The 23,879-nt window shown below is 61.9% G+C and carries 18 protein-coding genes; 11 read left to right on the top strand and 7 right to left on the bottom strand.

Going from position 1 to position 23,879, the window contains the following annotated elements:
• The first annotated feature begins 159 nt into the window (after positions 1–159).
• The 10 genes from speB to AC1RZR_RS03975 all read left to right on the top strand — a co-directional run bounded on the left by speB (position 160) and on the right by AC1RZR_RS03975 (position 11,349).
• Complete coding sequence (speB, locus tag AC1RZR_RS04020; RefSeq protein WP_481827706.1) at positions 160–1,221, top strand: agmatinase; 1,062 nt, start codon at positions 160–162, stop codon at positions 1,219–1,221.
• 81 nt (positions 1,222–1,302) lie between these two features.
• Positions 1,303–2,109 carry a transporter substrate-binding domain-containing protein gene (locus AC1RZR_RS04015; protein ID WP_481827705.1) on the top strand — a complete coding sequence of 269 codons (807 nt, stop codon included), beginning with the start codon at positions 1,303–1,305 and terminating at the stop codon, positions 2,107–2,109.
• A gap of 6 nt (positions 2,110–2,115) precedes the next feature.
• On the top strand, positions 2,116–2,772 hold the full coding sequence (locus AC1RZR_RS04010; protein WP_477268303.1) for an amino acid ABC transporter permease: 657 nt from the start codon (positions 2,116–2,118) through the stop codon (positions 2,770–2,772).
• Positions 2,769–3,416: an amino acid ABC transporter permease gene (locus tag AC1RZR_RS04005; protein ID WP_481827704.1), complete on the top strand. Its 648-nt coding sequence runs from the start codon at positions 2,769–2,771 to the stop codon at positions 3,414–3,416. Before AC1RZR_RS04010 ends, AC1RZR_RS04005 begins: the two co-directional genes overlap by 4 nt.
• Positions 3,417–3,655: 239 nt before the next feature.
• A complete protein-coding gene (locus AC1RZR_RS04000; protein WP_481827703.1) occupies positions 3,656–6,097 on the top strand; it encodes a hybrid sensor histidine kinase/response regulator in 2,442 nt (813 codons plus the stop codon).
• On the top strand, positions 6,097–6,474 hold the full coding sequence (locus AC1RZR_RS03995) for a response regulator (RefSeq protein WP_477268296.1): 378 nt from the start codon (positions 6,097–6,099) through the stop codon (positions 6,472–6,474). Before AC1RZR_RS04000 ends, AC1RZR_RS03995 begins: the two co-directional genes overlap by 1 nt.
• A 276-nt stretch (positions 6,475–6,750) precedes the next feature.
• Entirely contained in the window at positions 6,751–7,143 is a 393-nt protein-coding gene (locus AC1RZR_RS03990; protein ID WP_481827702.1) for a response regulator transcription factor, read from the top strand.
• On the top strand, positions 7,143–8,885 hold the full coding sequence (locus AC1RZR_RS03985) for a YaiO family outer membrane beta-barrel protein (RefSeq protein ID WP_481827701.1): 1,743 nt from the start codon (positions 7,143–7,145) through the stop codon (positions 8,883–8,885). The genes AC1RZR_RS03990 and AC1RZR_RS03985 overlap by 1 nt, the downstream gene beginning before the upstream one ends.
• 2 nt (positions 8,886–8,887) lie before the next feature.
• Positions 8,888–9,925 (top strand): HEAT repeat domain-containing protein, encoded by a 1,038-nt coding sequence (locus tag AC1RZR_RS03980; protein WP_477268290.1) that lies wholly within the window; start codon positions 8,888–8,890, stop codon positions 9,923–9,925.
• Entirely contained in the window at positions 9,925–11,349 is a 1,425-nt protein-coding gene (locus AC1RZR_RS03975) for a glycosyltransferase family 2 protein (protein WP_481827700.1), read from the top strand. The genes AC1RZR_RS03980 and AC1RZR_RS03975 overlap by 1 nt, the downstream gene beginning before the upstream one ends.
• A gap of 76 nt (positions 11,350–11,425) precedes the next feature.
• On the opposite strand, the gene AC1RZR_RS03970 is transcribed toward AC1RZR_RS03975, so the two are convergent.
• From AC1RZR_RS03970 to AC1RZR_RS03940, 7 genes are all read right to left on the bottom strand, one after another.
• A complete protein-coding gene (locus AC1RZR_RS03970; RefSeq protein ID WP_481827699.1) occupies positions 11,426–12,379 on the bottom strand; it encodes a diguanylate cyclase in 954 nt (317 codons plus the stop codon).
• A gap of 64 nt (positions 12,380–12,443) precedes the next feature.
• On the bottom strand, positions 12,444–13,463 hold the full coding sequence (cheB, locus tag AC1RZR_RS03965; RefSeq protein ID WP_481827698.1) for a chemotaxis response regulator protein-glutamate methylesterase: 1,020 nt from the start codon (positions 13,461–13,463) through the stop codon (positions 12,444–12,446).
• Between the two features lie 22 nt (positions 13,464–13,485).
• Positions 13,486–15,759, bottom strand: coding sequence for a hybrid sensor histidine kinase/response regulator (locus tag AC1RZR_RS03960; RefSeq protein WP_481827697.1), 2,274 nt, complete (start codon positions 15,757–15,759; stop codon positions 13,486–13,488).
• A complete protein-coding gene (locus AC1RZR_RS03955) occupies positions 15,756–16,460 on the bottom strand; it encodes a chemotaxis protein CheW (protein ID WP_481827696.1) in 705 nt (234 codons plus the stop codon). The genes AC1RZR_RS03960 and AC1RZR_RS03955 overlap by 4 nt, the downstream gene beginning before the upstream one ends.
• The gene (locus AC1RZR_RS03950) at positions 16,460–17,701 is read right to left on the bottom strand and encodes a CheR family methyltransferase (protein WP_481827695.1); all 1,242 of its coding nucleotides are present in this window, start codon (positions 17,699–17,701) and stop codon (positions 16,460–16,462) included. Before AC1RZR_RS03950 ends, AC1RZR_RS03955 begins: the two co-directional genes overlap by 1 nt.
• A complete protein-coding gene (locus tag AC1RZR_RS03945; protein WP_481827694.1) occupies positions 17,698–18,165 on the bottom strand; it encodes a chemotaxis protein CheW in 468 nt (155 codons plus the stop codon). Before AC1RZR_RS03945 ends, AC1RZR_RS03950 begins: the two co-directional genes overlap by 4 nt.
• Positions 18,166–18,188: 23 nt before the next feature.
• Entirely contained in the window at positions 18,189–19,826 is a 1,638-nt protein-coding gene (locus tag AC1RZR_RS03940) for a methyl-accepting chemotaxis protein (RefSeq protein WP_481827693.1), read from the bottom strand.
• Positions 19,827–20,235: 409 nt separating this feature from the next.
• Here AC1RZR_RS03940 and AC1RZR_RS03935 point away from each other — a divergent pair, with 409 nt between their 5' ends.
• Positions 20,236–23,610, top strand: coding sequence for an adenylate/guanylate cyclase domain-containing protein (locus tag AC1RZR_RS03935; RefSeq protein WP_481827692.1), 3,375 nt, complete (start codon positions 20,236–20,238; stop codon positions 23,608–23,610).
• Positions 23,611–23,879: the final 269 nt, after the last annotated feature.

The raw sequence follows: 23,879 nt of genomic DNA, 5'->3' as shown, positions 1-23,879 counted from the left end.
AATTGATTTTTCAATGCGGCTGCCAGACACTTTGGCCGGAACAGCATCAAGACGTGAAATCTGCAGGCAGCCAGCGGGACAGCGACCCGGCCGGATGAAGGCCGGTTCGCCTGAGGTCACCGACGGCCGCACTGCATCAGCCCGGCAGGAGGAACGGACATGGGTTACGATCGCGGCAAGCTCGACGCGTTGCGTCGCAAGTATGGCGAGAGCCATGGCGGCGAGATGTTCGACCCGAAATTCCGGCGCGTCGCCGACAAGATCTTTTCCAAGACCGGCACGCGCCTGGCGCCCTATTCCGGCATCCCGACCTTCCTTGCCGCGCCCTACCGCGAAATATCAGCTGACAATCCGGATTTCGGCGACCTGCAGGTGGCGATCATCGGCGTGCCGATGGACCTTGGCGTCACCAACCGGCCGGGCTCGCGCTTCGGGCCAAGGGCGCTGCGTGCCATCGAGCGCATCGGTCCCTACAATCACGTGCTGGAATGCGCCCCGACGCACGAACTTCGCGTCGCCGACATCGGCGACACGCCGTTCCGCAGCCGCTACCGGCTCGAGATCAGCCATGAGGATATCGAGCGCCGCACCAACCAGATTGTCGATGCCGGCGTCATCCCGCTTTCGGTCGGTGGCGACCATTCGATCAGCCACCCGATCCTGAAGGCCGTCGGCAAGAAAGCCCCGGTCGGCCTGATCCACATCGACGCCCACTGCGACACCAGTGGCCTGTTCGACATGACCAAGTTCCACCACGGCGGACCGTTACGCAACGCGGTGCTCGACGGCGTGCTCGACCCGACGCGCACCATCCAGATCGGCATTCGCGGCTCGGCCGAATATCTGTGGGAGTTCACCTACGAGTCCGGCATGACCGTCGTTCATGCCGAAGAGGTGACCGGTCTCGGCATTCCCGCCATCATCGAGAAGGCGCGCAAGATCGTCGGCGACGGCCCGACCTATGTCTCCTTCGACATCGACAGCGTCGATCCGGCCTTCGCGCCCGGCACCGGCACGCCTGAGGTTGGCGGGCTCACCACGCGCGAAGTGCTCGAACTGCTGCGCGGCCTGAAGGGCCTCAACATCGTCGGCGGCGACGTCGTCGAAGTGGCGCCGCAATACGACGCGACCACCAACACCGCCCATGCCGCTGCCCAGGTGCTGTTCGAGATCCTGAGCCTGATGGTGTTCAGCCCGGCGATCACCGGCAAGGGGGCCTGACGTCTAAAAAAGCAAGGGCGGCCGCCGCGCTGGAGCCGGCGGCCGACCCAAACAAACAAAGCTTCCAGAAGGGGAATACCAATGACAATCCGAAAGACACTTGCATCCATCGCCGCCATGCTGGTGCTTGGCACCGCCGGTCTCGGCTTCGCCACACAGGCTGCCAACGCCGACGCGCTGGCAGACATCACCAAGGCCGGCACCATCAATGTCGGCGTCTTCGCCGATTTTCCGCCTTTCTCCTCTGCCAGCGCCGACATGAGCCTCAAGGGCTATGACATGGATGTCGCGCAATACATTGCCGACACGCTCAAGGTGAAGCTCAATCCCGTCGCCGTCACCGGCCAGAACCGCATCCCGTATCTTAACGACCATCGCGTCGACCTCTTGATGAGCGTCGGCTATTCGAAGGAACGCGAGCAGGTGATCGACTTCGCCGCTGCCTACGCGCCCTACTACATCGCCGTGATCGGTCCGGCGGCGCTGACGGTCAAGGGCAAGGAAGATCTTGCCGACAAGTCGATCGCCGTCAACCGCGGCACGCTCGAAGACACTTCGCTGACCGAAGCAGCACCCGCATCGGCCGACATCAAGCGCTTCGACAACTACAATTCGGTGATTCAGGCCTTCATCTCCGGCCAGACGCAGTTGATGGTCGTTGGCAACGATGTCGGAGCACAGGTGCTGGCCAAGCAGGACGCGCTGAAGCCGGAACAGAAGTTCCAGCTTTTGACCTCGCCCTCGCATATCGGCCTCAACAAGAATGAAGACACCCTGAAGAAGGCGGTGAACGACGCCATTGCCAAGATGCTGGCCGACGGCAAGCTGGACGCAAGCTCACAGGCCTGGCTGAAGACGCCGCTCAATCCCGACAACCTCAAGGATTGAGTTTCCGTGGCCTTTGCCTGGCTTCCAGGTGCTGCGAGCGACATAGCGCGCGGAGCGGTCACGACGATCCTGTTGATCGCCGTGACCACACTCGCCGGAACGTTCCTCAGCATCCTCGGCGCGGCAGGACGGCGCAACGGCCCCGTGCTGCTCAAGCGGGCCATCGCCATCTATGTCGAGGTGATCCGCAACACGCCGTTCCTGGTGCAGTTGTTCTTCATCTTCTTCGGGCTGCCCAGTCTCGGCATCAGGCTCGATCCGGTGCTGGCCGCCATCCTGGCGATGACGCTCAACATGGCGGCCTATACGATCGAGATCGTCGGCGCCGGGCTTGACGCGGTGCCGGGCGGACAGACGGAAGCAGCCCTGGCGCTGGGCTTGAGGCCACGCCAGGTTTTCATCAAGATCGTGCTGCCGCAGGCGCTCAAGGTGATCTTTCCGGCGCTGACCAGCCAGATCGTCATCATGATGCTGGAGTCCGCCGTCGTATCGCAGATCGCGGTGCGCGAGCTTACCTACGAGGCCGACATGCTGCAGGCACGCACCTTCCGCTCGTTCGAGACCTATCTTGTCGTGACGATGGTCTATCTCGTCCTGTCGATGGCCTTGCGTAGGCTGCTGGTCACAGGCGGGCGCCGCGTCCTGGGGGCTGGCGTGTCATGATCGAATTCACCTTCTGGGACATCGTGCGCAACCTGCTGCTCGCCGCCCGCTGGACGGTGCTCCTGTCGCTGGCCGCCTTTGTCGGCGGCGGCGTGGTCGGCATGGTCGTGCTGTTCTTCAGGATCGCCAAGAATAAATGGAGCCGGCGTTTTGCCTCCGGCTATATCGCGCTGTTCCAGGGGACGCCGCTGCTGATGCAGCTGTTCCTGATGTTCTTTGGCCTGCCGATGCTCGGTCTGCGCATCGAGCCGTGGACGGCGGCGGTGCTCGGCCTCACCTTCTTCGCCAGTGCCTATCTCGCCGAGATCTGGCGCAGCGGCGTCGACGCGCTGCCGCGTGGCCAGTGGGATGCCGGCGCCAGCCTCGGCCTGCACTATCTGCAGGAGTTGAGGCTGATCATCCTGCCGCAGGCGTTTTCGATCACCCGCGCGCCGACCGTCGGCTTCCTGGTGCAGCTCATCAAGTCGACTGCGCTCACCTCGATCATCGGCTTCGAGGAGCTGGTGCGAACCTCCAACGCCATCAACAATGCCACCTTCGAGCCCTTCAAGGTCTACGGGCTGGTGGCACTGATCTTTTTCGTCATGTGTTTTCCGCTGACGCAATACGCGCGCACGCTCGAACGACGCGCGGCCGCTCACTGAGCCGAGAGCATGTTTGTGTTGATCAACATCGACTGCGACTGCTGAGCATGTCGAAGTCATAGTCCGCATCGAAGTTGACGCCTGCTGACTGGCTTGATCCTCGAGAAGCGCGCAGCAATCGAGGCGCCACCACCGAGCTGCCCTGATCGCCGGGTCGGCCGCGCCACCGACCGCACTGTAGCTTCTTTAGACCTCGGATAGGTTTTGCCGGTATTTATCGGAAAAAAGGAGCCGAAGTCATGACCGAGATCTGGCACTCACTCCTCGCCAACCTTGCCCTGGTCTCCATCCTCGTGGTCGCCTGGGACCTTGTGGCGGATTTCACCGGACGTCTCTCGCGGCGGATGCAGTCGTTGCTTCTCGGCGTGGTCATGTGCGTGGGCGCGATCATTTCCATGGCGACGGCCCTGTCCGTCTCCGGCTTCGTCGTAGATCTGCGCGCCGCCTTTATTGCTGCGGCCGCGTTCTTCGGCGGATGGCCGGCAATGCTCATCGCCACCGTCGGCTCGATTGCCTATCGCATCCATCTCGGTGGGCAGGGCGCGAGCGTCGGGGTCATGGGTATCCTCATCACCGCAGTCGTCGGCATTGCGTGGCACCACATCGTCGCGGTCCGATCGCGCACCATGTACGATATATTCGGTCTCGGCGTGTCGGTCGCTCTCGCCGGGCTGATCACGCTCCTGGTCATTCCCGCGCAAGTCGTCACCGGCCTTGTGCAGCAGAGCACGTTCCCGTCCCTCGTGTTCCGCTTTCTCAGCACAATCATCATCGGCGTACTGCTCGACCGGCAGCAGCGCCGGCGGGATCTCTTGATGTCCAACATGACCTACCGGGCCATGGTTCGCGAACTGCCGGATTGCCTGAACATAAAGGATGTCGACGGCCGCTTCATCGCCGCCAACCCCGCCACCGCCGAAATGGTTCGCGCCGCTTCGGTGGAGGAGCTCATCGGCAAGACTGATTTCGATTTCTATCCGAAGGAGGTGGCAGAGCGATTCCGGCAGGATGAGATGGGCGCGCTGGAGACCGGGCAGACACTGCGGATCGATCAGCCGGCGCTTTTGCCGGATGGCAGACAAGGCTGGCTCTACACGCTCAAGGCCCCGTTCCGCGACGAGTCCGGCAAGATCGTTGGCGTCATCACCTACAATCGCGACATCACCGAGCAGAAGCGCACCGCCCAGCTCAAGAACGATTTCATTTCCACGGTCAGCCACGAATTGCGCACCCCGTTGACCTCCATCCGCGGCTCGCTTGGCCTGATCGCGGCCGGCGTGGCCGGCGAACTGCCGCCCAAGGCCGCCAATCTCGTCAACATCGCCCACACCAATAGCGAAAGGCTGGTTCTTCTCATCAACGACATCCTGGATATGGAGAAGATCGAATCAGGCGTGATCACCTTCAAGATCAAGCAGATGCCTGTCCGTCAGGTCCTGGAGCAGGCCATTGCCGCCAGTTCCAACTACATGGCCGAGAGGCGGATAAGGATCGTTCTGGTCGACGATGCACCGCGCGCCGAGGCCAACATTGATCCGGATCGCCTGCATCAGGTGATGGCGAACCTCCTGTCGAACGCGATCAAGTTCTCGCACACCGATGGTACCGTCACTGTGAAATTCCAGCGTCGTGACCGCGAGATGCTGCGCATTTCCGTGATGGACCAGGGCGCCGGCATCCCCGAGACGTTCCGCAACCGTATATTCGGGAAGTTCGAGCAGGCTGACGCCTCCAGCACCCGCAAGATAGGCGGCACCGGCCTGGGCTTGAGCATCGTCAAAGCCATCGCCGAAAAGCTGGGTGGTGCCGTTTCCTTCGAAACCGAGGAAGGCAAGGGAACCACGTTTCACGTCGACCTTCCTGAAGCGCATAGGCAGGCCGAGAAGCCGGTTTTGGTCGAGCGCCGGGCGCGCAAGCGCGATGGTCGCCTGCGTGTCCTCATCTGCGAGGACGAGCCCGACGTCGCAGCTGTGATCGCAGCACTTCTCGATGCGGAAGGCTTTTCCAGCGACGTCGCGCCCGATATCGAGACGGCCAAGGCGCTCCTGAGCTCCCGCGACTACGTGGCGCTGACGCTCGACATCAAGCTGGCGGGGGAATCCGGCATCAAGCTCTTCCACGACATAAGGGCATCACCGGTGAATTCCGACATTGCGGTCATCGTCATCTCTGCCGTCGCCGACGAGGCCAGGCGCTCGCTGAACGGCAGCGCCGTCGGCATCGTCGACTGGCTGGAGAAGCCGGTGGATTCAAAACGGCTTCACGCGGCTCTCGCCAAGATCGTCGGCCGCAGGGTCGAGCCGAGGCCACAGATTCTGCATGTCGAAGACGATGAGGGCGTGCTTGCGGTGATGTCGGAGGGGCTGGGTTCCGGCGTCTCGATCACATCCGCAAAGACGCTGCAGGAAGCCCGGGAGGCGGTCGCGAAGCATCGCTTCGATCTGATCATCCTGGACATTGCACTTCCCGACGGATCTGGCCTGGACCTCCTCGTCGATCTGCCGCTGGAGACCGGGGTCATCGTGTTTTCGGCGGCGGAGCTCGACCAGAAACTCGGCGATCGCGTGCAGGCGATCATGACCAAGACCAGGGCGTCGGAGATCGATGTGGCAAAGCTGGTCAGGAGCATGCTGGCTTCGTCCCGCACTTGGCCTGCCGCGCCCGCCAAGGAGTCACGCTGATGCCCGCAAGGATCCTCTATGTGGATGACGAGGACGATATCCGCGAAATCGCCCAGATGTCGCTGGAACTCGAGCCGGAATTCGAGGTGCGATCCTGCTCTTCCGGCATGCAGGCGCTGGCCGATGCCGCCGAATGGCGACCCGACCTCATTCTGCTCGACGTGATGATGCCAGACATGGACGGACCGGAGACGCTGAGGCGCCTGGCCGAGTCTCGGCCGACGGCTTCGATACCCGTGGTGTTCATCACCGCGCGCACCCAGACGCATGAGGTCGAACGCTATCTGGCGATGGGGGCGGTAGGGGTGATCGCCAAGCCGTTCGACCCGCTTGCGCTTGCCGGTGACGTCAAAAGATTGCTTGTGCCACGCGCCTGAAACGACGGTTGGCTTAGGCACAGAGCGCAGTCTGGCTGCAGCCTGTGCGATGCCGTTCACGGCTCCTATACCATGTCGCCTTATTCATCTACTGATTGTGCTGAGGTCCAGGCGTCTCGAATCAGGTTGTCTATAATCGCGCGGCATCGGCGGACGTCGGCGAGAGATTTGAGAAGAATGTGCCTGTCTGCATGAACCGCGTTGGCGGATGTCGGTTCATGGATCAATCACTCCGGGGGGCTAGCGGCAAACGAGGCGCGAACCGGAGCAAGGCTGGTGAACGGAGCGAAGACAAGAGTCCTGATTTGCGATGACGATCCCTTGTTGATCGAACTGATGGAATTCAGGCTCAGGGCGAAGGGATACGATGTCATCAAGGCGGTAGACGGGGCGGAAGCGCTCTCGAAGGCGCAGCATGAGGCGCCGGACATCATCGTGCTCGACGCGATGATGCCCAAGGCCGACGGCCTGGAGGTTCTTGCCCGCATCAAGAGCGATCCGGCTTTGTCCGAAACCCCGGTTGTCATGCTGACCGCCCGCAAGGGCGAAAGGGACATCGTCTCGGCCCTTGAGAAGGGGGCCGACGACTACCTTGTGAAACCCTTCATTCCCGAGGAGCTCCTGGCCCGGCTTGCGCGTCTACTGGCGCGGAAGAGCGGGAAACGCTGATGCGGCGCGGCCGGCGCGCCATCACTGCCGCATGCGTTTTCCTGGCGGTTGCAGCGGCGCCTGCCGCCGCGCTTGCCCAGACGGTCGACGAACTGTACGCCTCCGGCGTCAAGGCTAGGCAAGCCCAGCATTTCGACGAGGCGGCGGAGCTGCTTCGGCGTGCGCTGGCGCTCAAGCCCGACAATGCCGACGCCCTTGTGCAACTTGGCTTCGCCGAGCTTGGCCGCAACAATCTGCCGGCGGCGCGCGAAGCCTTTTCCAGGGTGCTTTCGCTTGCGCCGGCCTATCTGGATGCCAGCTTCGGCATGGCTCAGGTCGAGTTCCGGTCCGGCAATCTGGACGCCGCCCTGCCGCTCGCCGAACAGGTGTCGCGTGCCGAGCCCGGCAATGCCGATGCGAGTAAGCTTGTCGCCAACATCCGCGAGGCCCAGCAGGCCGGCAGCAGCAAGGCGAAGCCTGCGACCGCGAGGAAGAAGCCGCGCCCGCCGCGGCCAGATCCCGTCGCCGGCCTTATGGAGGAGGGCCGGAGATTGCGGGCGGCGGGACAATTGTCCGAGGCGGAGAAGGCCTATCGTCGCGCCCTCCGGCTGGCGCCGAAAAACACCGACATCCTGGTCGCCATGGGTCTCGTGGCTGGCTCGCAGCAGAAATTCGACGAGGCCGGGCAGTTCTTCGACCAGGCGCTGGCCATTAGGCCCCGCCTTCTCGACGCCCGCCTCGGCAAGGTGCGCCTGGCGATCTGGCAGGGCGACGTGCCGCGCGCCCGCACCATGATCGATGATGTGCTTGGCACCGCGCCTGACAATGCCGAGGCGATCGCTCTCGGCGCGCGGATTTCCCTGATCGAGCAGGATTACACGCGGGCCGAGCAGTCGTTTCAGCGGGTGCTGGCGGTCGATCCGCACAATGCTGAGGCGCTGGTGGGGATCGGCGACCTACGCCGGGCGCGTGGCGACGACGACGCCGCGCGGGACGCCTACCGGCAGGCGCTTGCCCTCGAACCCGGCTCGCGCGATGTCGAGCAGAGGCTCGCCGCGCCGCCGCCACGCAAATGGCGGCTCGATCTGGGCAGCGAAGTGAGCGATGTCACCGACGGGCTTGCCGATTGGACCGACAGTTCGGCCGGCCTTGCCTACCGGCTCAGCCCGCAGACGACCATTTCGGGCCGTACCCGGGTGGCGACCCGCTTTGGTCGCACCGACGTTCAGATCGAGGGCCGCATTGATCAGGCTTTCTCGCCGACGGTCTCCGCCTATGCGCTGGCGGCGGCGACGCCGGATGCCGATTTCCTGGCGCGCTACTCGATTGGCGCCGGCGCTTCGTGGCAGGTCGTGTCGCCCGCGAAAGCGTTCGGCCCGTTCTCGCTCAACATCGATGCTCGTTATGACAATTTCGCCAACGCCGACATCACCACCATCTCGCCCTGGGTTCAGGCCTATGTCCTGGATGGCCGGCTCGGGCTTTCGGCCCGATGGGTGCACGCGGCCGACGATATCGGCACGCGCGCCGATGGCTATGTGCTGCGGGCCGATCTTGCGGTCGCGCAGGGCGTCAATATGTTCGGTGGTTACGCGGATGCCCCCGAGATCTCCGACGGCACGCTGGTGCCGACGCGCACCGTCTTTGGCGGCATCTCCTGGGATGTTACCGACCCGCTGACACTGCGCGCCAGCCTCGCCCATGAGCAACGCCCGACATTCGACCGAACCATATTCGGGCTCGGCCTAACCACGCGGTTCTGATCATGTTGTACATCTGGTACCTGTCCATCCTGCTCAGTGTCCTTTCCCTGGCGATCATGCTTCTGCTGATCGTGCGCCGGATGCTGCACGAGCGCCGGGGGACGGCGGGCGCCGATCAGCGTCGCCTTCTTCTGACGGCGCTGATCGCCTTCACCGAAAACCGGGATCGCGAGGCATTGAAGGCGGCGCTGCTTGCGGTGCCGGCGAGGGTGGCGATCGATGCCGGCTTCGAGTTCATTTCGCTGTTGCGCGGCGAGGAGCACGACGAGCTCCTTTCAGCCTTCAACGAATGTGGCCTGCCGGCGCTTGTCGGCACCCAGCTGGAAAAAGGCAACGGCGCCGAACGCATCCACGCGGCCGAGATGCTGGCGGCGCTGCGTTCGGAAAACGCGGTGGCAAGCCTGCTTTCGGCACTCGACCGCGACCGGTCGCGCGAGGTCAGGATCGCCGTCGCCATCGCGCTCTGCGATGTCGGTGCCTTGCCGCCGCTCGTCATAACGCTGCGCAAGATCGGCGTGGCGGGGCAGCGCTCGCGGCGCCTGATCGAGCTTTTCAGGCGCTTTCCGCCAAGGCGGTTCGACGAGCTTGAGGATTACGCCAGGCGTCAGGACGCGGTGCCTTTCATAAGGGCGGCCGCGATCGACGCGCTTGCCCGCGGCGGCAATTTCCAGTTTGGTGAGTTCTTTGCCCGCGCGGCCGGCGATCCGTCGCCGGAGGTCGCCGCAGCCGCATTGCGGGCGCTCGGCCTGACCGGACATGCCAACGCGCCGGCCATCCTGGTCAAGGCGATGGAAAATGGCGGCTGGGACGTACGCGCCGACGCTGCCGATGCGGCGGGCCGGCTCGGCCTGTCTGAACTCGCCGCGCCGCTGGCGCAACTGATGGACGACGAGGCATGGACCGTGCGCTATGCTGCCGCCAACGCATTGCGCTCGTTCGGCGAGCAGGGCGAACAGGTGCTGCGCGAGATCGCCGCCAGCGAGGTCTCGCGCAGCCAGCGCACGGCCTCGCTGATCCTTGCCGAGGGGCCGGCCGCCTGATGTTCGACTGGAGCCAAGAGATCGTTCTGGGTGCCTCCGTCCTGTCCTGGTTCATCATCGGGGCCGGGCTGGCGCAGACGGTGGTCTACCTGCTGCAGCTCATCATCGCCGCCTACGCGCTGTCCAAGCGCCCGCCGGTCGCGCGTTCGGCACTGCTGTGGCACCGTTATGGCGACGTCGCGCCGCCGATCGCGCTGCTGGTGCCCGCCTACAATGAGGAAGTGAACGTAGTCGAGAGCGTGCACTCGATGCTGGCGCTCGAATATCCGAATTTCGAGGTCATCGTCATCAACGACGGCTCGAAGGATCAGACTCTGCAGCGCCTTATCGAAGGCTTCAAGCTGGTGAAATTCCACCGGCCCTATGAGGAGGCGCTGACGCACAAGCCGATCCGCGGCCTCTATTCCTCGCCGATGACCGAACGGCTGTTCGTGGTCGACAAGGAAAATGGCGGCAAGGCCGATGCCCAGAATGCCGGCGTCAATGTCTGCCGCGCGCCGCTGTTTTGCGTGATCGACGGCGATTCCATCCTCGAACCCGATGCGCTCATGCGCGCCGCGCAGCCCTTCATCGACGATCCAGAGCGCACCATCGCCGTGGGCGGCACGATCCGGATCGCCAACGGCTCTAGGATCGAAGGCGGCAGGGTGCGCGAGGTCCGGCTGCCGCACCGGCTGCTGCCGCTGCTGCAGGTGGTCGAATATCTGCGCGCCTTTCTCATGGCGCGGCTTGCCTGGAGCCGCATCAACACGCTGATGCTGGTGTCCGGAGCCTTCGGTCTGTTCCGCCGCACGGAAGTTGTGGCGGTTGGTGGCTTCACCAGTGGGTCGATGGGTGAGGATATGGACCTCGTGATCAAGCTGCATCGCCACATGATGGACACCAAACGCAGATACAGCATCCAGTTCATTCCGGAGCCGGTGTGCTGGACCGAAGCGCCGGAGTCACTGCGCGTTCTGGCAAGGCAGCGCACGCGCTGGCAGCGCGGTGCGCTCGAATGCTTCTTCCGCTACCGCTCCATGCTGTTCAACCCCCGCTATGGGCGTGTCGGCTTCCTCGGCTTTGGCCACATATTGGTTGTCGATGTGCTTGGGCCGATATCGGAGGTGCTGGGCTATGTTCTGATCCCGGCCTTCTGGCTGCTCGGCATCCTTTCGACCGAATATCTCTTGGCGTTCACGTCGCTGGTTTTCACCTATGGAGTTTGCGTGAGCGTGTGTTCGCTGGTCCTCGAAGAGGCCGAGCTTCAGCGCTTTCCGCGCGCGCGGGACCTCGCCGTGCTCACGGCCGTGGCTGTGATCGAGAATTTCGGCTACCGCCAACTCAACAATTTCTGGCGCGTGAAGGGCTGGTGGCAGTATCTGCGCGCCGACCAGAGCTGGGGCGAGATGACCAGGACCGGGCTGACTGGCCCGAAGAAGTGAGCCCAGTCGGTTGGGTCACTTCAGCGTCCGCTCGATCTCCGTGATAAGTGCATCGAGTGCGGTGTGCGCGGCCCCGTCATCCGCCTAACATATGAAGCGCCACACGATTTCGTCCTTCCGATTTGGCACGAAACAGTGCCAAATCGGCGGCATTGACGAAATCGTTTGGCGTCTCGTTCTCGTTGGGCACCGTTGTTGCGACGCCAACGCTGATGGTCACGCGATCCGGGCCGTGGGGTATGTTCAACTCCCGCACGCTCTGGACGAGCCGCTCTGCGATCGCACTGGATTGTTCCAGTAAAGTGTCGACCAGCACGATGACGAACTCTTCGCCTCCGTACCGCGCAGCGAGGTCGGTGGAGCGGCCGGAACCGCTCTGGATTACGCGGGCGATTTGTTTGAGCACCTCGTCGCCGGCCATATGGCCATAGGTATCGTTGTATCGTTTGAAGTTGTCGGCATCGATCATCAACAGCGACAATGGGGACTGTGCGCGAAAAGCGCGTTTCCATTCAGCCGCCAGATATTCGTCAAAATAGCGCCTGTTGCCGAGACCCGTCAGGCCATCGATCCGGGTCAGACGTTCAAGCTCGAGATTTGCACTGATCAGCTGTCGCTGGCTTTCCCTTAGCGCTCGGTATGCCGCGTCTCGCTGGACGTGATCCAGATAGGCCCGCGTGTGATATCGGATACGTGCGATCAGCTCGATACGATCCGGCAGTTTGACGAGATAGTCGTTCGCTCCCGCACCGAAGGCTTCGCCCTTGGTGGCGGGATCTTCCTTGCTCGACAGCACAATGACTGGGACCGCGCGTGTCGACGCATGCTTCCTGTATTCTCGCACCAGATGCAGCCCATCGACCCCGGGCATGACGAGATCCTGCAGGATAACAGTTGGCTTTACCTCATCCGCGACCGTCATCGCTCTCAACGGGTCGGTGCAGAAGTGTAAGGAAATATCGGGCTCGTTGGCTAGAGCGCGCCTGACCGCCTCGCAAACCATGATCTGATCATCGATGAGCAGAACCATGGATGAATAGTTATCTGCGAGTGGCGGGACCAGCTCTGGTTCTTGCGTCATCGGACGTGCCCTTTCACGTGGAGCGCTCGCAGGCTTCGATTATACGTGAGCCGATCGCACTCAAAGGAAGAATATCAACAGCCGCGCCGATGTCGGCGGCGGCCTTCGGCATGCCATAGACGGCACTGGTTGCTCTATCCTGCGCGATTGTGAGATGCCCCTTGTCGCGGAGCTGTCTCAGCCCGCGCGCACCATCCCTGCCCATGCCTGTGAGCAGAATACCAATCACCGAGCCAGGCCACCATTGCGCCGCACTTTCGAAGAACACATCTACGGACGGCCGATAAACATTGTCCTTGGGGCTGGGCGTATAGCCAAGTTGGTGAGCTGACTTGAAAACCAGATGATCCGCAGAACTGGCAACGAGAACGGTGCCCGCTTGAGGACTATCCCTTTCCCGCGCCGGACGGATCGGGAGAGGCGTATGCTGCCCCAGCCAATCAACAAGGCCTGGAACGAACTGAGCATCGAGATGCTGGACGAGCACGATCGCGCCGCCAAAATCAACGGGAAACGCGCTCAGGACTGCGGCAACGGCAGCCGGCCCGCCCGCGGAGGCACCGATTGCAATCAGGCGTCGAGGTGTCGGCTCAGCCGCACGTGACATCCGCCTTTTTGCCTTGGTCGGCGCATCACCGATCAGCTTGCCGATCGTTGCTATCTTGTTCGTCAAAAGCCGAGCGGATTGCGAGGACGCGTTACCTTCGATGCCCACTGACGGAATATCGACTGCGTCAAGCGCGCCATGACCCATTGCTTCGTAGACGCCGGCGAGGTTGGCTTCGATACTGGCGGTCACCAGCAAGATTGAGCACGGGGTTTCCGCCATGATTCTGCGGGTCGCTTCCACGCCGTCCATTTCTGGCATTGCTAGATCCATGAGTATCAGATCCGGCAGATCACGTCTGCAGACCTCGACCGCCTCACGCCCATTGGTCGCGATCCATGCGACCTCATGTTCGCCGGTCGACAGGACCAGTCGACGCAGAAGTTCAACCGCCATCGGCATGTCGTTGACTACGCCGATTCTCATTCGTTGGCTTCCGATTTCGATCTCATTCAGCCGCCTCGCCGATCATGTCCACGACGGCATGGATCAGGGCCTCGTCCTGAAAGCTACTCTTGGTCAGATAATAGTCCGCACCTGCGTCGAGCCCGCGCGCGCGATCTTCTTCCCGATCCTTGTATGAAACGATCATGATGGGTGTGTTCTTGAGATGAGCGTCCTTTCTGATCAAACTCACCAGCTCGATGCCATCCATGCGAGGCATGTCGATGTCGGTGACGACGAGATCGAAAGGACCAGACCGGACGGCATTCCACCCGTCCATACCGTCGACCGCCACTTCGACCTCATAACCGTAATTGCCCAGCATCTTGCGCTGGAGTTCGCGAACCGTCAGTGAATCGTCAATCACGAGCACGCGCTTGCGCCTGCTCGCTTCGGGACCGCCCGCGGCGCGCCGAAGAGCTCGAAATCCGCTGGACGACGCAAGCTTTTCCACCGATCGGATCAGATCGTCGACGTCGAAGATCAGAACAGGCGAACCGTCTTCCATCAGGGCTGCTGCGCTGATGTCCTTGATCTTGGCAAACCGTGGATCGAGAGGTCTGATCACTAACTCGCGTTCCCCGAGAAAACGGTCAACGATCAGGCCGTACGCATCGCCCCGACCCGCATCCACGACGACGACCGAGAGTTCGTTCGGTTCCGATCCGGGCTCACCTCGATCCAGCACCTCGCGCGCGGTGACCAGCCCGATCTGTCGATCGTTCAATCGAAAATGCGGCCGGCCCTGCAGGAGATCGATCTGCGTCCGCTGCAGTTTCAAAGTCTTGGAAATGGCAGCGAGTGGAAAAGCATAGGGCTCTCCATCGACATCGACGAGCAGCGTGCGCAGGACCGACAACGTCAGCGGCAATTGCAGTTGAAATCGGGTTCCGTGCCCAAATTCTGAGGACACGCTTGCGACACCCCGGACTTCCTTCGTCATGGCTTGCACTGCATCGAGCCCCACACCGCGACCGGAGATGTCGGTAAGGCCCGATTTCATCGAAAAGCCTGGCAGAAACAGGAATGCGAGCAATTCGGTTTCGCTGAGTGTGTCAGCACTTTCCCTGGTTGCAAGCTGCCGGGCGACGACAGTCTCGCGCAGCTTCGGGAGCTCGATCCCCCTGCCGTCGTCCACCACGGCTATCTGCAGCAGCCCGGCATTATGCCTCGCTTCGAGCCTGATGAGCCCCTCTTCGGGTTTCCCCATCGCGAGGCGCTCCTCAGGCGGTTCAAGCCCATGGTCTACAGCGTTGCGAAGAAGATGCCCCAAAGGGGCATCGAGCTGCTCGAGGATATCGCGGTCGATGCCGGTCGAGCCGCCTACGATCTCCAGTCGCACCCGCTTGCCAAGGGTACGACCGAGGTCGCGGATCGTTCTCGCATAGTGTCGCACGCCGTCCTCAAAAGGCCGCATCCGGCTCGCCAACGTTTCGTCGTACAATCTGTTGGCAAGATCGGTCGCTTTCCGATCCACTGAATCCAATTCATCGAGACGCTCCGCCAGGAACGCTTGGCTCAACCGAAGCTTTCGCTGCGCTTCAGCCAGCGCCTCCACCACCGCCACATCGTTTGAAACCGGCGGCAGCACTGCATGAAGATTGTCGAACGCACTTGCGAGGTCCGATTGAAGTCGCTTCAGCCGTAGCAGCCCGTCAGCGAATGGCCTGAGCCGCCGAGCTTCCATCAGCGACTCGCCAGCCAACCCGAGCAATCGGTTCAGGCTGTCTGCCGTCACCCGAACCATTCTATCAGAGCCGATGCTGCCGTGGGCTTGCGGTACCGCCCCAACGAGGAGGTTCGCTGAAGAGGTCGTCGCCAGTTGCTCCTGGGCATGATCTGGAGTTGCGAAATCAGCTGCAGAATCTTGGGGCCCGGGCTTTGCCTCGGGGAGGGACAATTCCTCGAACTTCGCGAGAAAGGTTTCGACTTCTGAGTTGGCGCTCTCGCTCGATGATCCCGATGCGATCAATTTCAAAAGGTCAGAGCCTTGCAGAAGCGCATCTATATGCTCCCGTCGCACCCTCAGATGCCCACGTTGCGCGGCGACCAGGCAGTCTTCCATCGCATTTGCAACTTTGACCGCGGGCATCAGGTCGATGATGCGGGCAGCTCCTTTCAGGGAATGCGCGGCACGCATGCATGCTTCCAGGGCATCGGCGGCGATAGGATCGCGTTCGAGTGCCAAAAGCCCAGAGGTTAGAGCCTGTGACTGCGTCTCCAGTTCGGCCTGGAAGAGGCTGAGCATCGAAACCTGGCTGAAGTCTTCATCTGTCATGCGATGCTCCGATCCAGCATCGTGAGCAGTTGTCGTGGATCGAGACAGCCAACGGCTCGTCCCTGCCACGGCAGCACGGCAACCGTAACGGCCGACAGTGCCTTGCCAATCATGGCCGGAACAGCGAGAGTGTCGCGTTCCTGGTACCGATGTAAGCCGTGGATCTCATCAACCGTAAAAGCAACCCGCTTGTCGCGCTCGCCTACCACGACTAGGCGGCGAAATACCTTGGTTCGTGTGCCTTGTTCCCCCTCTTTGCGCTCGTCTATCCCGAGCAATTCGGCCAGGGACAGGCAAATGAGCAATTCACCACGGACATTCGCAATACCGAGCAGTGCACTGTTCCTACGATGTGGAACTGAATGAACGCGACGAGATTCAGCCACTTCATGAAAAATACCGACCGGAAGTGCCAGCCATTCCTCCCCCAAACGGAAGAGAACGGCCGTCTGCAGCGCGTCGCTGTCTGCCGACTCGATCCCTGCACGACCAGCGTTATCAGGCCATTCGTCGCGATATGCCGAGGGCACTGCACGGTCAAGGAGGCGTCGTGCAATCTTCTTGTAGGTCGGGCAATTCCGGCAGTGGAGATGCTGCTCCAGTAGCGGACATGACTTGTCACCCTGTACGCCTATTTGCCGCCAGCAGTCGTCGATTTCAATCTCCTCCACCGGCTGAGCGACCCTTGTCGAAGCCGCCATCAGCTGCCGCTCCTTTTCTGGACCCGACCCAGCCGGCCGGCCAGCGCCTCGGCGCCGTTATGGTCGCCTTGCTTGCTAAGCAGCAAGGCCAGATGGACAAGAGCTTCTCGATGATTTGGCGCGAGATAGAGCGCCTTGCGATAGCTTTGCGCGGCTTCGGGTGCAGAACCATCCGCATCCTGGACGAGGCCCAGCAGGTAGAAGATTTCCGCGGAAGGACCGAACTCCTTGAGATGCGCCAGGGCGACCTCCTGTGCCTCCTTTACCCGCCCTGCATTGGCGATCCGTTCAACCGCGATGAGGCTTTCCGAGGCCTGTGCAAGCGGCTTGGCCGGAGGCTGCCCACGGCCTTCATTGCCAATTGTCGGTCGGAACGGAAGAAGAGGCTCGCTCTTGTTGACCTTCGGGGTTGGCGTCCGCACCGGGACGGCGGCCGAAACTTTCGGCGCCGTGGTCTTGACGGGCTCCGATTTCAGAAAGGCAAAGGCCAATGGCCATTCAGCGGAAATAAAGCCATGCAACCTTGGAAGAGCTGCTTCCGCCGGACCGACCAGAAGAAGTCCGTCTTTGGCCAGCAGGTCCTTCGTGCAGATCAATGCGCGATCCTGCAGCTCTCGATTGAAATAGATCAGCAAATTGCGGCAAAGCAGGATGTCATAGACCTCTTGCCCGAAAGACGCGCGAGAACCGAACAGGTTTCCTACCCTGAACCGAACCTGTTTCAGCACCCCAGCAATAGGCCGCAACCCGCCCTCGGCCGCTTCGAAATAGCGATCCTTGAATTCGAGATGGCTGCCGCGAAACGAATTGCGCCCATAGATGGCGCGTTCAGCCGTCGCGATATTGCGGCTGCTAACGTCCACGCCATCGATCTTGAACTCGTGCGCCTCAAAGCCGGCATCGAACATGGCCATGGCGACCGAATAGGCCTCTTCGCCGGTTGAACATGGCAGGCTCAGGACTCTTATCGGCTGAGCAGGCTTGTGCACGCGCGCATGCCGCGCCAGCATCGTGAACGCTTCTCGGTCGCGAAAGAACCAGGTCTCTGGGATCACCACCGCATTGATCAGCTCCTGCAGCTCCTGCGAGGAACCGGTCAAGTGTTCCCTATAGGCCTGAGGGTTGGTTATCCGGCATGCTGCCATCCGGTCTCTGACCGCCTGACGAACCACTGTCGGACCAACGCTGGCACTGTCCAGTCCAATGGTTTCCGTCAGGAGCTTTTCTATTGCGCCGGTCATTGATCACCTACTGCGGCCTGGCGGAGCAAAGCGGTACGAATCTCTTCCGAAAGCAGCGCTTCCACTTTGACCCACTGAATGATCTCCGAACCATTGGAAGCCACCGGCCCAAGATAGGGCGGGGTTCCTGGTTCAAGTCCGAACGGCGCGAAATCGGCAGGGTCTCGCTCGAGCGTATCCGTCACCCGTTCCGCGATCAGCCCCAGCAGGCGTTGCTCGCCATCATGCGCCGGATAGCGCGTCACAACGATCCGGGTGCTCAATAGGCGCTCCGATGGTCGGCCAAGCGCAAGAAGAGTAACATCGATCAGGGGGATGGGTATTCCGTTATAGCTGACCAAACCCACCACACCAGTTGGCGCACCCGGAAGAACTTTCACATCGATATAGGGCAGAACCTCTTCAATTTGGTGGACATCGATCAAGTAGCGATCCGGACCCATGCTGAAGGCGAGGAATAGCATTGTCACCTCCTACTGCCGGCTCGCTATGCTCGCAGCTTGAACCTCGAAATGCTACTTCGCATGCCGCCTGAGACTTGATTGAGCTCATCGATCGCGAGCGTCGATTGCTGAAGGGATTCGACTGTTTGCTGAGCTGCCTCGCTTAGCTGGGTTAGCGTGTCGCTGATCTGCCCCGCGCCGGTCGCCTGTGCTTGCATGCCTTCATTGGCGACTTCGAAACGTGGCACCAGCCCCTGAACCTGCTGAATGATCTCGAAGAGTTGCCCGCCGACCTGCTGGATTTCCTGCATACCCCGGCGGACCTGCTCGGAAAACTTGTCCATGCCCATCACCCCGGCCGCGACTGCCGACTGGATGTCCTTGACCATCTGCTCGATATCGTAGGTGGAGACAGCCGTCTGGTCCGCGAGCCTTCGGATTTCCGTCGCCACCACTGCAAAACCCCGGCCATATTGGCCTGCCTTCTCCGCCTCAATGGAAGCGTTGAGCGACAACAGATTCGTCTGATCGGCGACTTTGGTTATGGTCGTCACCACCTGATTGATGCTGCCGGCTTTCTCACTCAAGATCGCGAGTTTGGAATTGATCGCGCCGGCCGCTTCCATGACCTGCTGCATGGTTTCTTCCATACGGGTCAGCCCCGCTTGCCCTCCGCCGGCGACGGCAGCCGTTTGTTCGGCAACTGTGGAGACCTCGTTCATCGTGCGGACCAGCTCGTTTGATGTGGCGGAGATTTCCTTGGCTGTCGCGCGGATTTCTGTTGTGGTCGCTGCGATTTCAGTCGCAGTTGCCTGCTGTTGCTTGGATGTGGCGGCGATCTCAGTTATCGACGTGCCGACCTGTATGCTGGACCTTTGAACCTGACCAATGAGGGTTGTGAGATCGTCCGCCATTGCGTTGAAGCCGTCGGCAAGCACGCTGAATTCGTCTCGGCGCCTAAGATCGAGGCGTTCGCTGAAGTCGCCTTGCCGCATCAATTGAACCGCGTCGACCAAACGGGTGAGCGGACCTGTAATGGCGCGAAACAGCTGGTAACCCAAAAGAAGGGCTAGCCCGAGGGCTATCAACAAGCCAACGCTCAAACCGACTTCGGCCGCTCTAACGATCGAGCTGATCCGCTGCGTCGCGCTGTTTGCCTCGCCTCTGTGATCCTCAACCATGGCCTGCAGAGCGGACTGCAATTTTACAAAGATCGGCTCTACGGTGTTCTTGATGGCCGGGCTTTCATTGGGAGTTTCACCTTTCGACAAGGCAGCCCGGCTTGTGTCCAGCACAGCAGTTTCAGCCAGACGAAATTGGTTGGCGAGTTCTTTGACGACTGCATAATTCTGCTTGTCGATGTCGGAGACGATTGTTGCTTCATAGTCGTCCATCGACCGCTGCACTTGGTCGCGATTGGTCGTGATCGCGCTTTCAAGCGTGCTTCTATCCGACGGGTTGTCCTGAAGGGCATATTCCTGAAGCAGACTATGCGCCGTCATCTGGCCCATCATGATCTCGGTGCTGGAATAGAGGTCTGGAAGGATGCCCTTCTCGACCTCAGTCGCCTCCTGCCCCGCCTGAAGAAACCAGGCGTACGCGATGACGGCGATCACGGACATGACCACCAGAACGGCCGCGAAACTGACGAGGATGCGGTGGCGTATTGTCAGACTCTTCATGGAACCGGTTCACCAATTGGGGGCATCGTGAGCTGCGCGACAAGCGCTCGTTCCGACGTATTCGAAAAAGGTGCGTCGAAAAGCGGTAGTCTGATGCTGAATGGTTTCTTTTCCGTTCCATCGCTAAATGATGGCGAGGCGGCTCGCCAATCGGCGCCGCCAGAAGCGGTGGTCAAAGGATGACTGCCGCCCACGCACATCAGCCCGACATCGGCTGGGGTGGCACGCCGCGTCAAGAGGAGCGTGGATGAGCTTCTTGAGGCCACGAGTTGAATGACGGCTTAGGCCAGCTCGATGCCCGAAAGCCGACCTCCCGCTTGCGGCCCAAACCGGCCATTCAAAACCCGGTCCTAGACAGGCTGTCTCCCCTGGTGGATCATAGGTGGCTAGGCAAGCCAGGGGCGCCGCCATGGACGTCGGAGGTTGGCTGCGGAGGCTTGGCCTCGAACAGTATGAGGCCTCCTTCCGCGAGAACAAAATCGACGACACGGTCCTGCCGAGGTTGACGGCTGAGGACTTGAAGGATCTTGGTGTCGGATTTGTCGGACATCGTCGCAAGCTGCTCGACGCCATCGCAGCCTTGCGTGCTCAAGCAAGCGTACCAACGCCGCTGTTATCCGGTGCGCCTCTGGCAATCGACAACGCCGCGAAGGACACCGCGGAGCGTCGCCAGGTTACCGTGATGTTCTCGGACCTTGTCGGCTCGACAGCACTTTCCGCGCGAATGGACCCTGAGGATTTGCGTGAGGTGATTGCGGCCTATCAGAAGTGCGTTGCCGAGGGCGTGCGTCAGTTTGGCGGGTTTGTGGCCAAATACATGGGCGACGGCGTGCTGGTGTATTTTGGCTATCCAAAGGCGCATGAGGACGACGCAGAGCGAGCCGTGCGCGCGGGACTGGCGGTCATTGATTCGATCGCAAGGCTCGCGACCCCGGCACAAGGGCCCCTTGCGGTACGTGTCGGCATCGCAACGGGCCTGGTGGTGGTGGGCGATCTCATCGGCGAAGGAGCGGCGCAGGAGGAAGCGGTGGTCGGCGAGTCGCCGAACCTAGCGGCGCGGCTGCAGGCATTGGCGGCGCCTGGCGAGATCGTGATCCCGCTCGCGACGCGCCAACTGCTCGGCGGGCTGTTCGAACTCGTAGACCTGGGTCTGCACGACCTGAAAGGGTTCGACGCCCCAATCCGCGCGTGGCGCGTGCTTCGCGAGAGTGCCGCCGAGACCCGCTTCGAAGCGCGCGCGACGAGCGGCTTCGCCCCCACGATTGGGCGCGAGCACGAATTTGCTCTGCTCGCGCAGCTCTGGAGCAAGGCCGCGTCCGGCGAGGGGCAGGTGGTCCTGCTCTCCGGCGAGCCCGGCATCGGTAAGTCGCACCTGATTCAGGCGCTTCGCGAGCGCTTGCGGGACCGACCGCATGTCCGCATCCGCTGCCAGTGCTCGCCGTTCCACGCAAATAGCGCCCTTCGCCCGTCGATTGTCCAACTCACCCGCGCGGCCGGCTTCCAGCCAGACGATTCGCCGAGCGTAAAACTCGACAAGCTGGAGCGCCTCTTGGCGCGGTCCACAGACAAGCTCCGCGACGTCGCCCCTTTGTTGTCGGCGTTTCTTTCGCTCCCGGTAGGCAGCCGCTACGCACCCCTGAACCTCAGCCCTCAGCGCCAGAAGGAGCTGACCCTCGAGGCTCTGGTCCGGCAGCTTATTGGCTTGGCGGCCCGCCAGCCCGTGTTGATCGTTTTTGAGGATATCCACTGGATTGATCCAACTTCGCTGGAGCTTCTCGACCGAATGGTCCAGCAGATCCCCCGCCTTGCAGTATTGGCGATCTTCAGTTTCCGCCCTGAGTTCGAGCCGCGGTGGATCGGCCACCCGCGGGTCACCTCGCTCACGCTGAACCGCTTAAGTCGCCGGCAGGGCGCGACCCTGGTGGAGCGGTTGACCGGGGGCAAGGCGCTGCCGGGCGGGTTGCTCGAGCAGATGGTGGCCAAGACAGACGGCGTGCCCCTGTTCCTCGAGGAGGTGACCAAGGCCGTAATGGAATCCGACGTGCTGACCGATGAAGGCGACCGCTACGCACTCTCCGGTCCGCTGCCACCCCTGGCGATTCCTGCAACCCTGCAGGATTCTCTGCTGGCGCGGCTCGATCGGTTAACGACGCCAGCGCGGGAGGTCGCGCAGATTGGCGCCGCCATCGGCCGCGAATTCTCTTATGAGCTGCTTGCGGCGGTGGCGCAGCGCGAGGAACGGGAACTGCAGGGCGCCATCGACCAACTAATCAGCGCCGAACTCGTGATCGCGCGCGGTCGGCCGCCGCACGCGACGTGCATTTTCAAGCACGCACTGGTGGGGGATGCCGCTTATGCCACCTTGCTGCGCAGTCGCCGCCAGCAGTTGCACACCCGGATCGCCCACGCGCTCGAGCAGCATTTCGGCGAGGTCGTCGAACACGAGCCCGAGATCGTGGCTCAGCACTATACGGCTGCCGGCCTCTTTCTTCAGGCCATCAGCTATTGGCAGCGCGCGGGAGAGAGCGCCAACGACCGTTCGGCCAACGATGAGGCCCAGAGCCATCTGCAGAAAGCGCTGAACTTGATCGAAACGCTCCCTGCTGGCCCGGAGCGCCAGCGGCGCGAGCTCGCAGCGCTAACGGTGCTGGGCCGCGTGCTCACCGCCAAGAATGGCTACGCAAATGCCGAGGTCGAGCGGGTATATTCTCGCGCACGCCGCCTTTGCGAGGTGATGCCAGAAGATGCGGATGTCTTCCCGGTTCTGCTCGGCCTGGCCATCTACTCGGCCACGCGCGCCGAACTCACGTCCGCGCACGAGCTGAGCGGACGGCTTCTCGACCTTGCCCTGCACAGTAACGATCCCGTGTGGGTGGTCGAAGCCCACTATGCTCGGGGAATCAGCTTTTCTTGGCGCGGCGACTTCGGGGAGGCACGGAAACATTTAGAGCTGGCCTCCGAAGCGTATCGCCCACAGCAACATCGAGCTCATCTTGCGCTCTACGGCCAGGATCCCGGACCGATTTGCCTATGTCGCGGGTCAGCGGTGCTTTGGCACCTCGGCTACCCCGACCAGGCGCTGTCCCGGATGGAAGACGCTCTTGTCTTGGCCGAGCGATTGGCGCACCCCTTCAGCCGCGCTTACGTGCTGATATGGGCAGCCTGGTTACGACTATTCCGACGCGAGGTGGCCGAAGCCGAGGACCGGATCGACCGTGCGCTCACGTTCGCGACCGAGCAGGCGTATCCCTTCTGGGCTGCCATGGCCGCCCAGCAGAAGGGATGGCTCTCGGCGAAGCAGGGCCAAAAGGAGCGAGCGATCGCCCAGATTGAGGATAGCCTGGGCCGGATGCAGGCCGTCGGAACGCAAGTGACGCAGGCGTACACGATGGGATTCCTTGGGGAGGTGCTCGGGAGTGTCAATCGCGCGTCGGACGGCGTGCGCCTGATCGATCGGGCTCTCGACCAGGTGAATCGGACCGGCGAGTTGTGGTGCGATGCCGAATTGCTGCGGCTCCGAGGTGCCATATACGCTGCTGCGGAACCAAGCGATTGGCACGAGGCTGAAATCTCGTTCCGCCAGGCGATCGAACGGTCTCGCGAGCAAGGTGCCAAATCCTGGGAGCTTCGCGCCGCCACTTCGCTTGCGCGCCTTTTGGCCGAACAGGGCAAGCGCGCGGAGGCGCATGACCTGCTCGCGCCGACCTACGGCTGGTTCACCGAGGGCTTCGACACGCTCGATTTGAAAGAGGCTAAGACCTTGCTCGACCAACTGGGGGCATGATGACGCACATGCCAGCAATGCAATGTCCGGGCCTGGCGCAAAACAGCCGCCAATGAGCTGGGCGCGAAGGTCGGCTTTTGAATTCAATCATCCCAAAAGCGGATGTTCCGCTTCCAGCCGATATGGGACGTTCAAGGCCAAGCGTCCGCTCATGAACCTGATGAGGCTGGCTTGCGCCAGATTTACTGTCGGTCGTTATTGAGCGCCTACCGGGCCTTGAGTCCTAAGGTCGACAGCGCTTGTCGCAGTTCCTATTAGGCATGAAGATT

Source organism: Mesorhizobium bavaricum (assembly GCF_056781655.1).
This window is presented reverse-complemented; position numbering and strand designations above follow the sequence as displayed.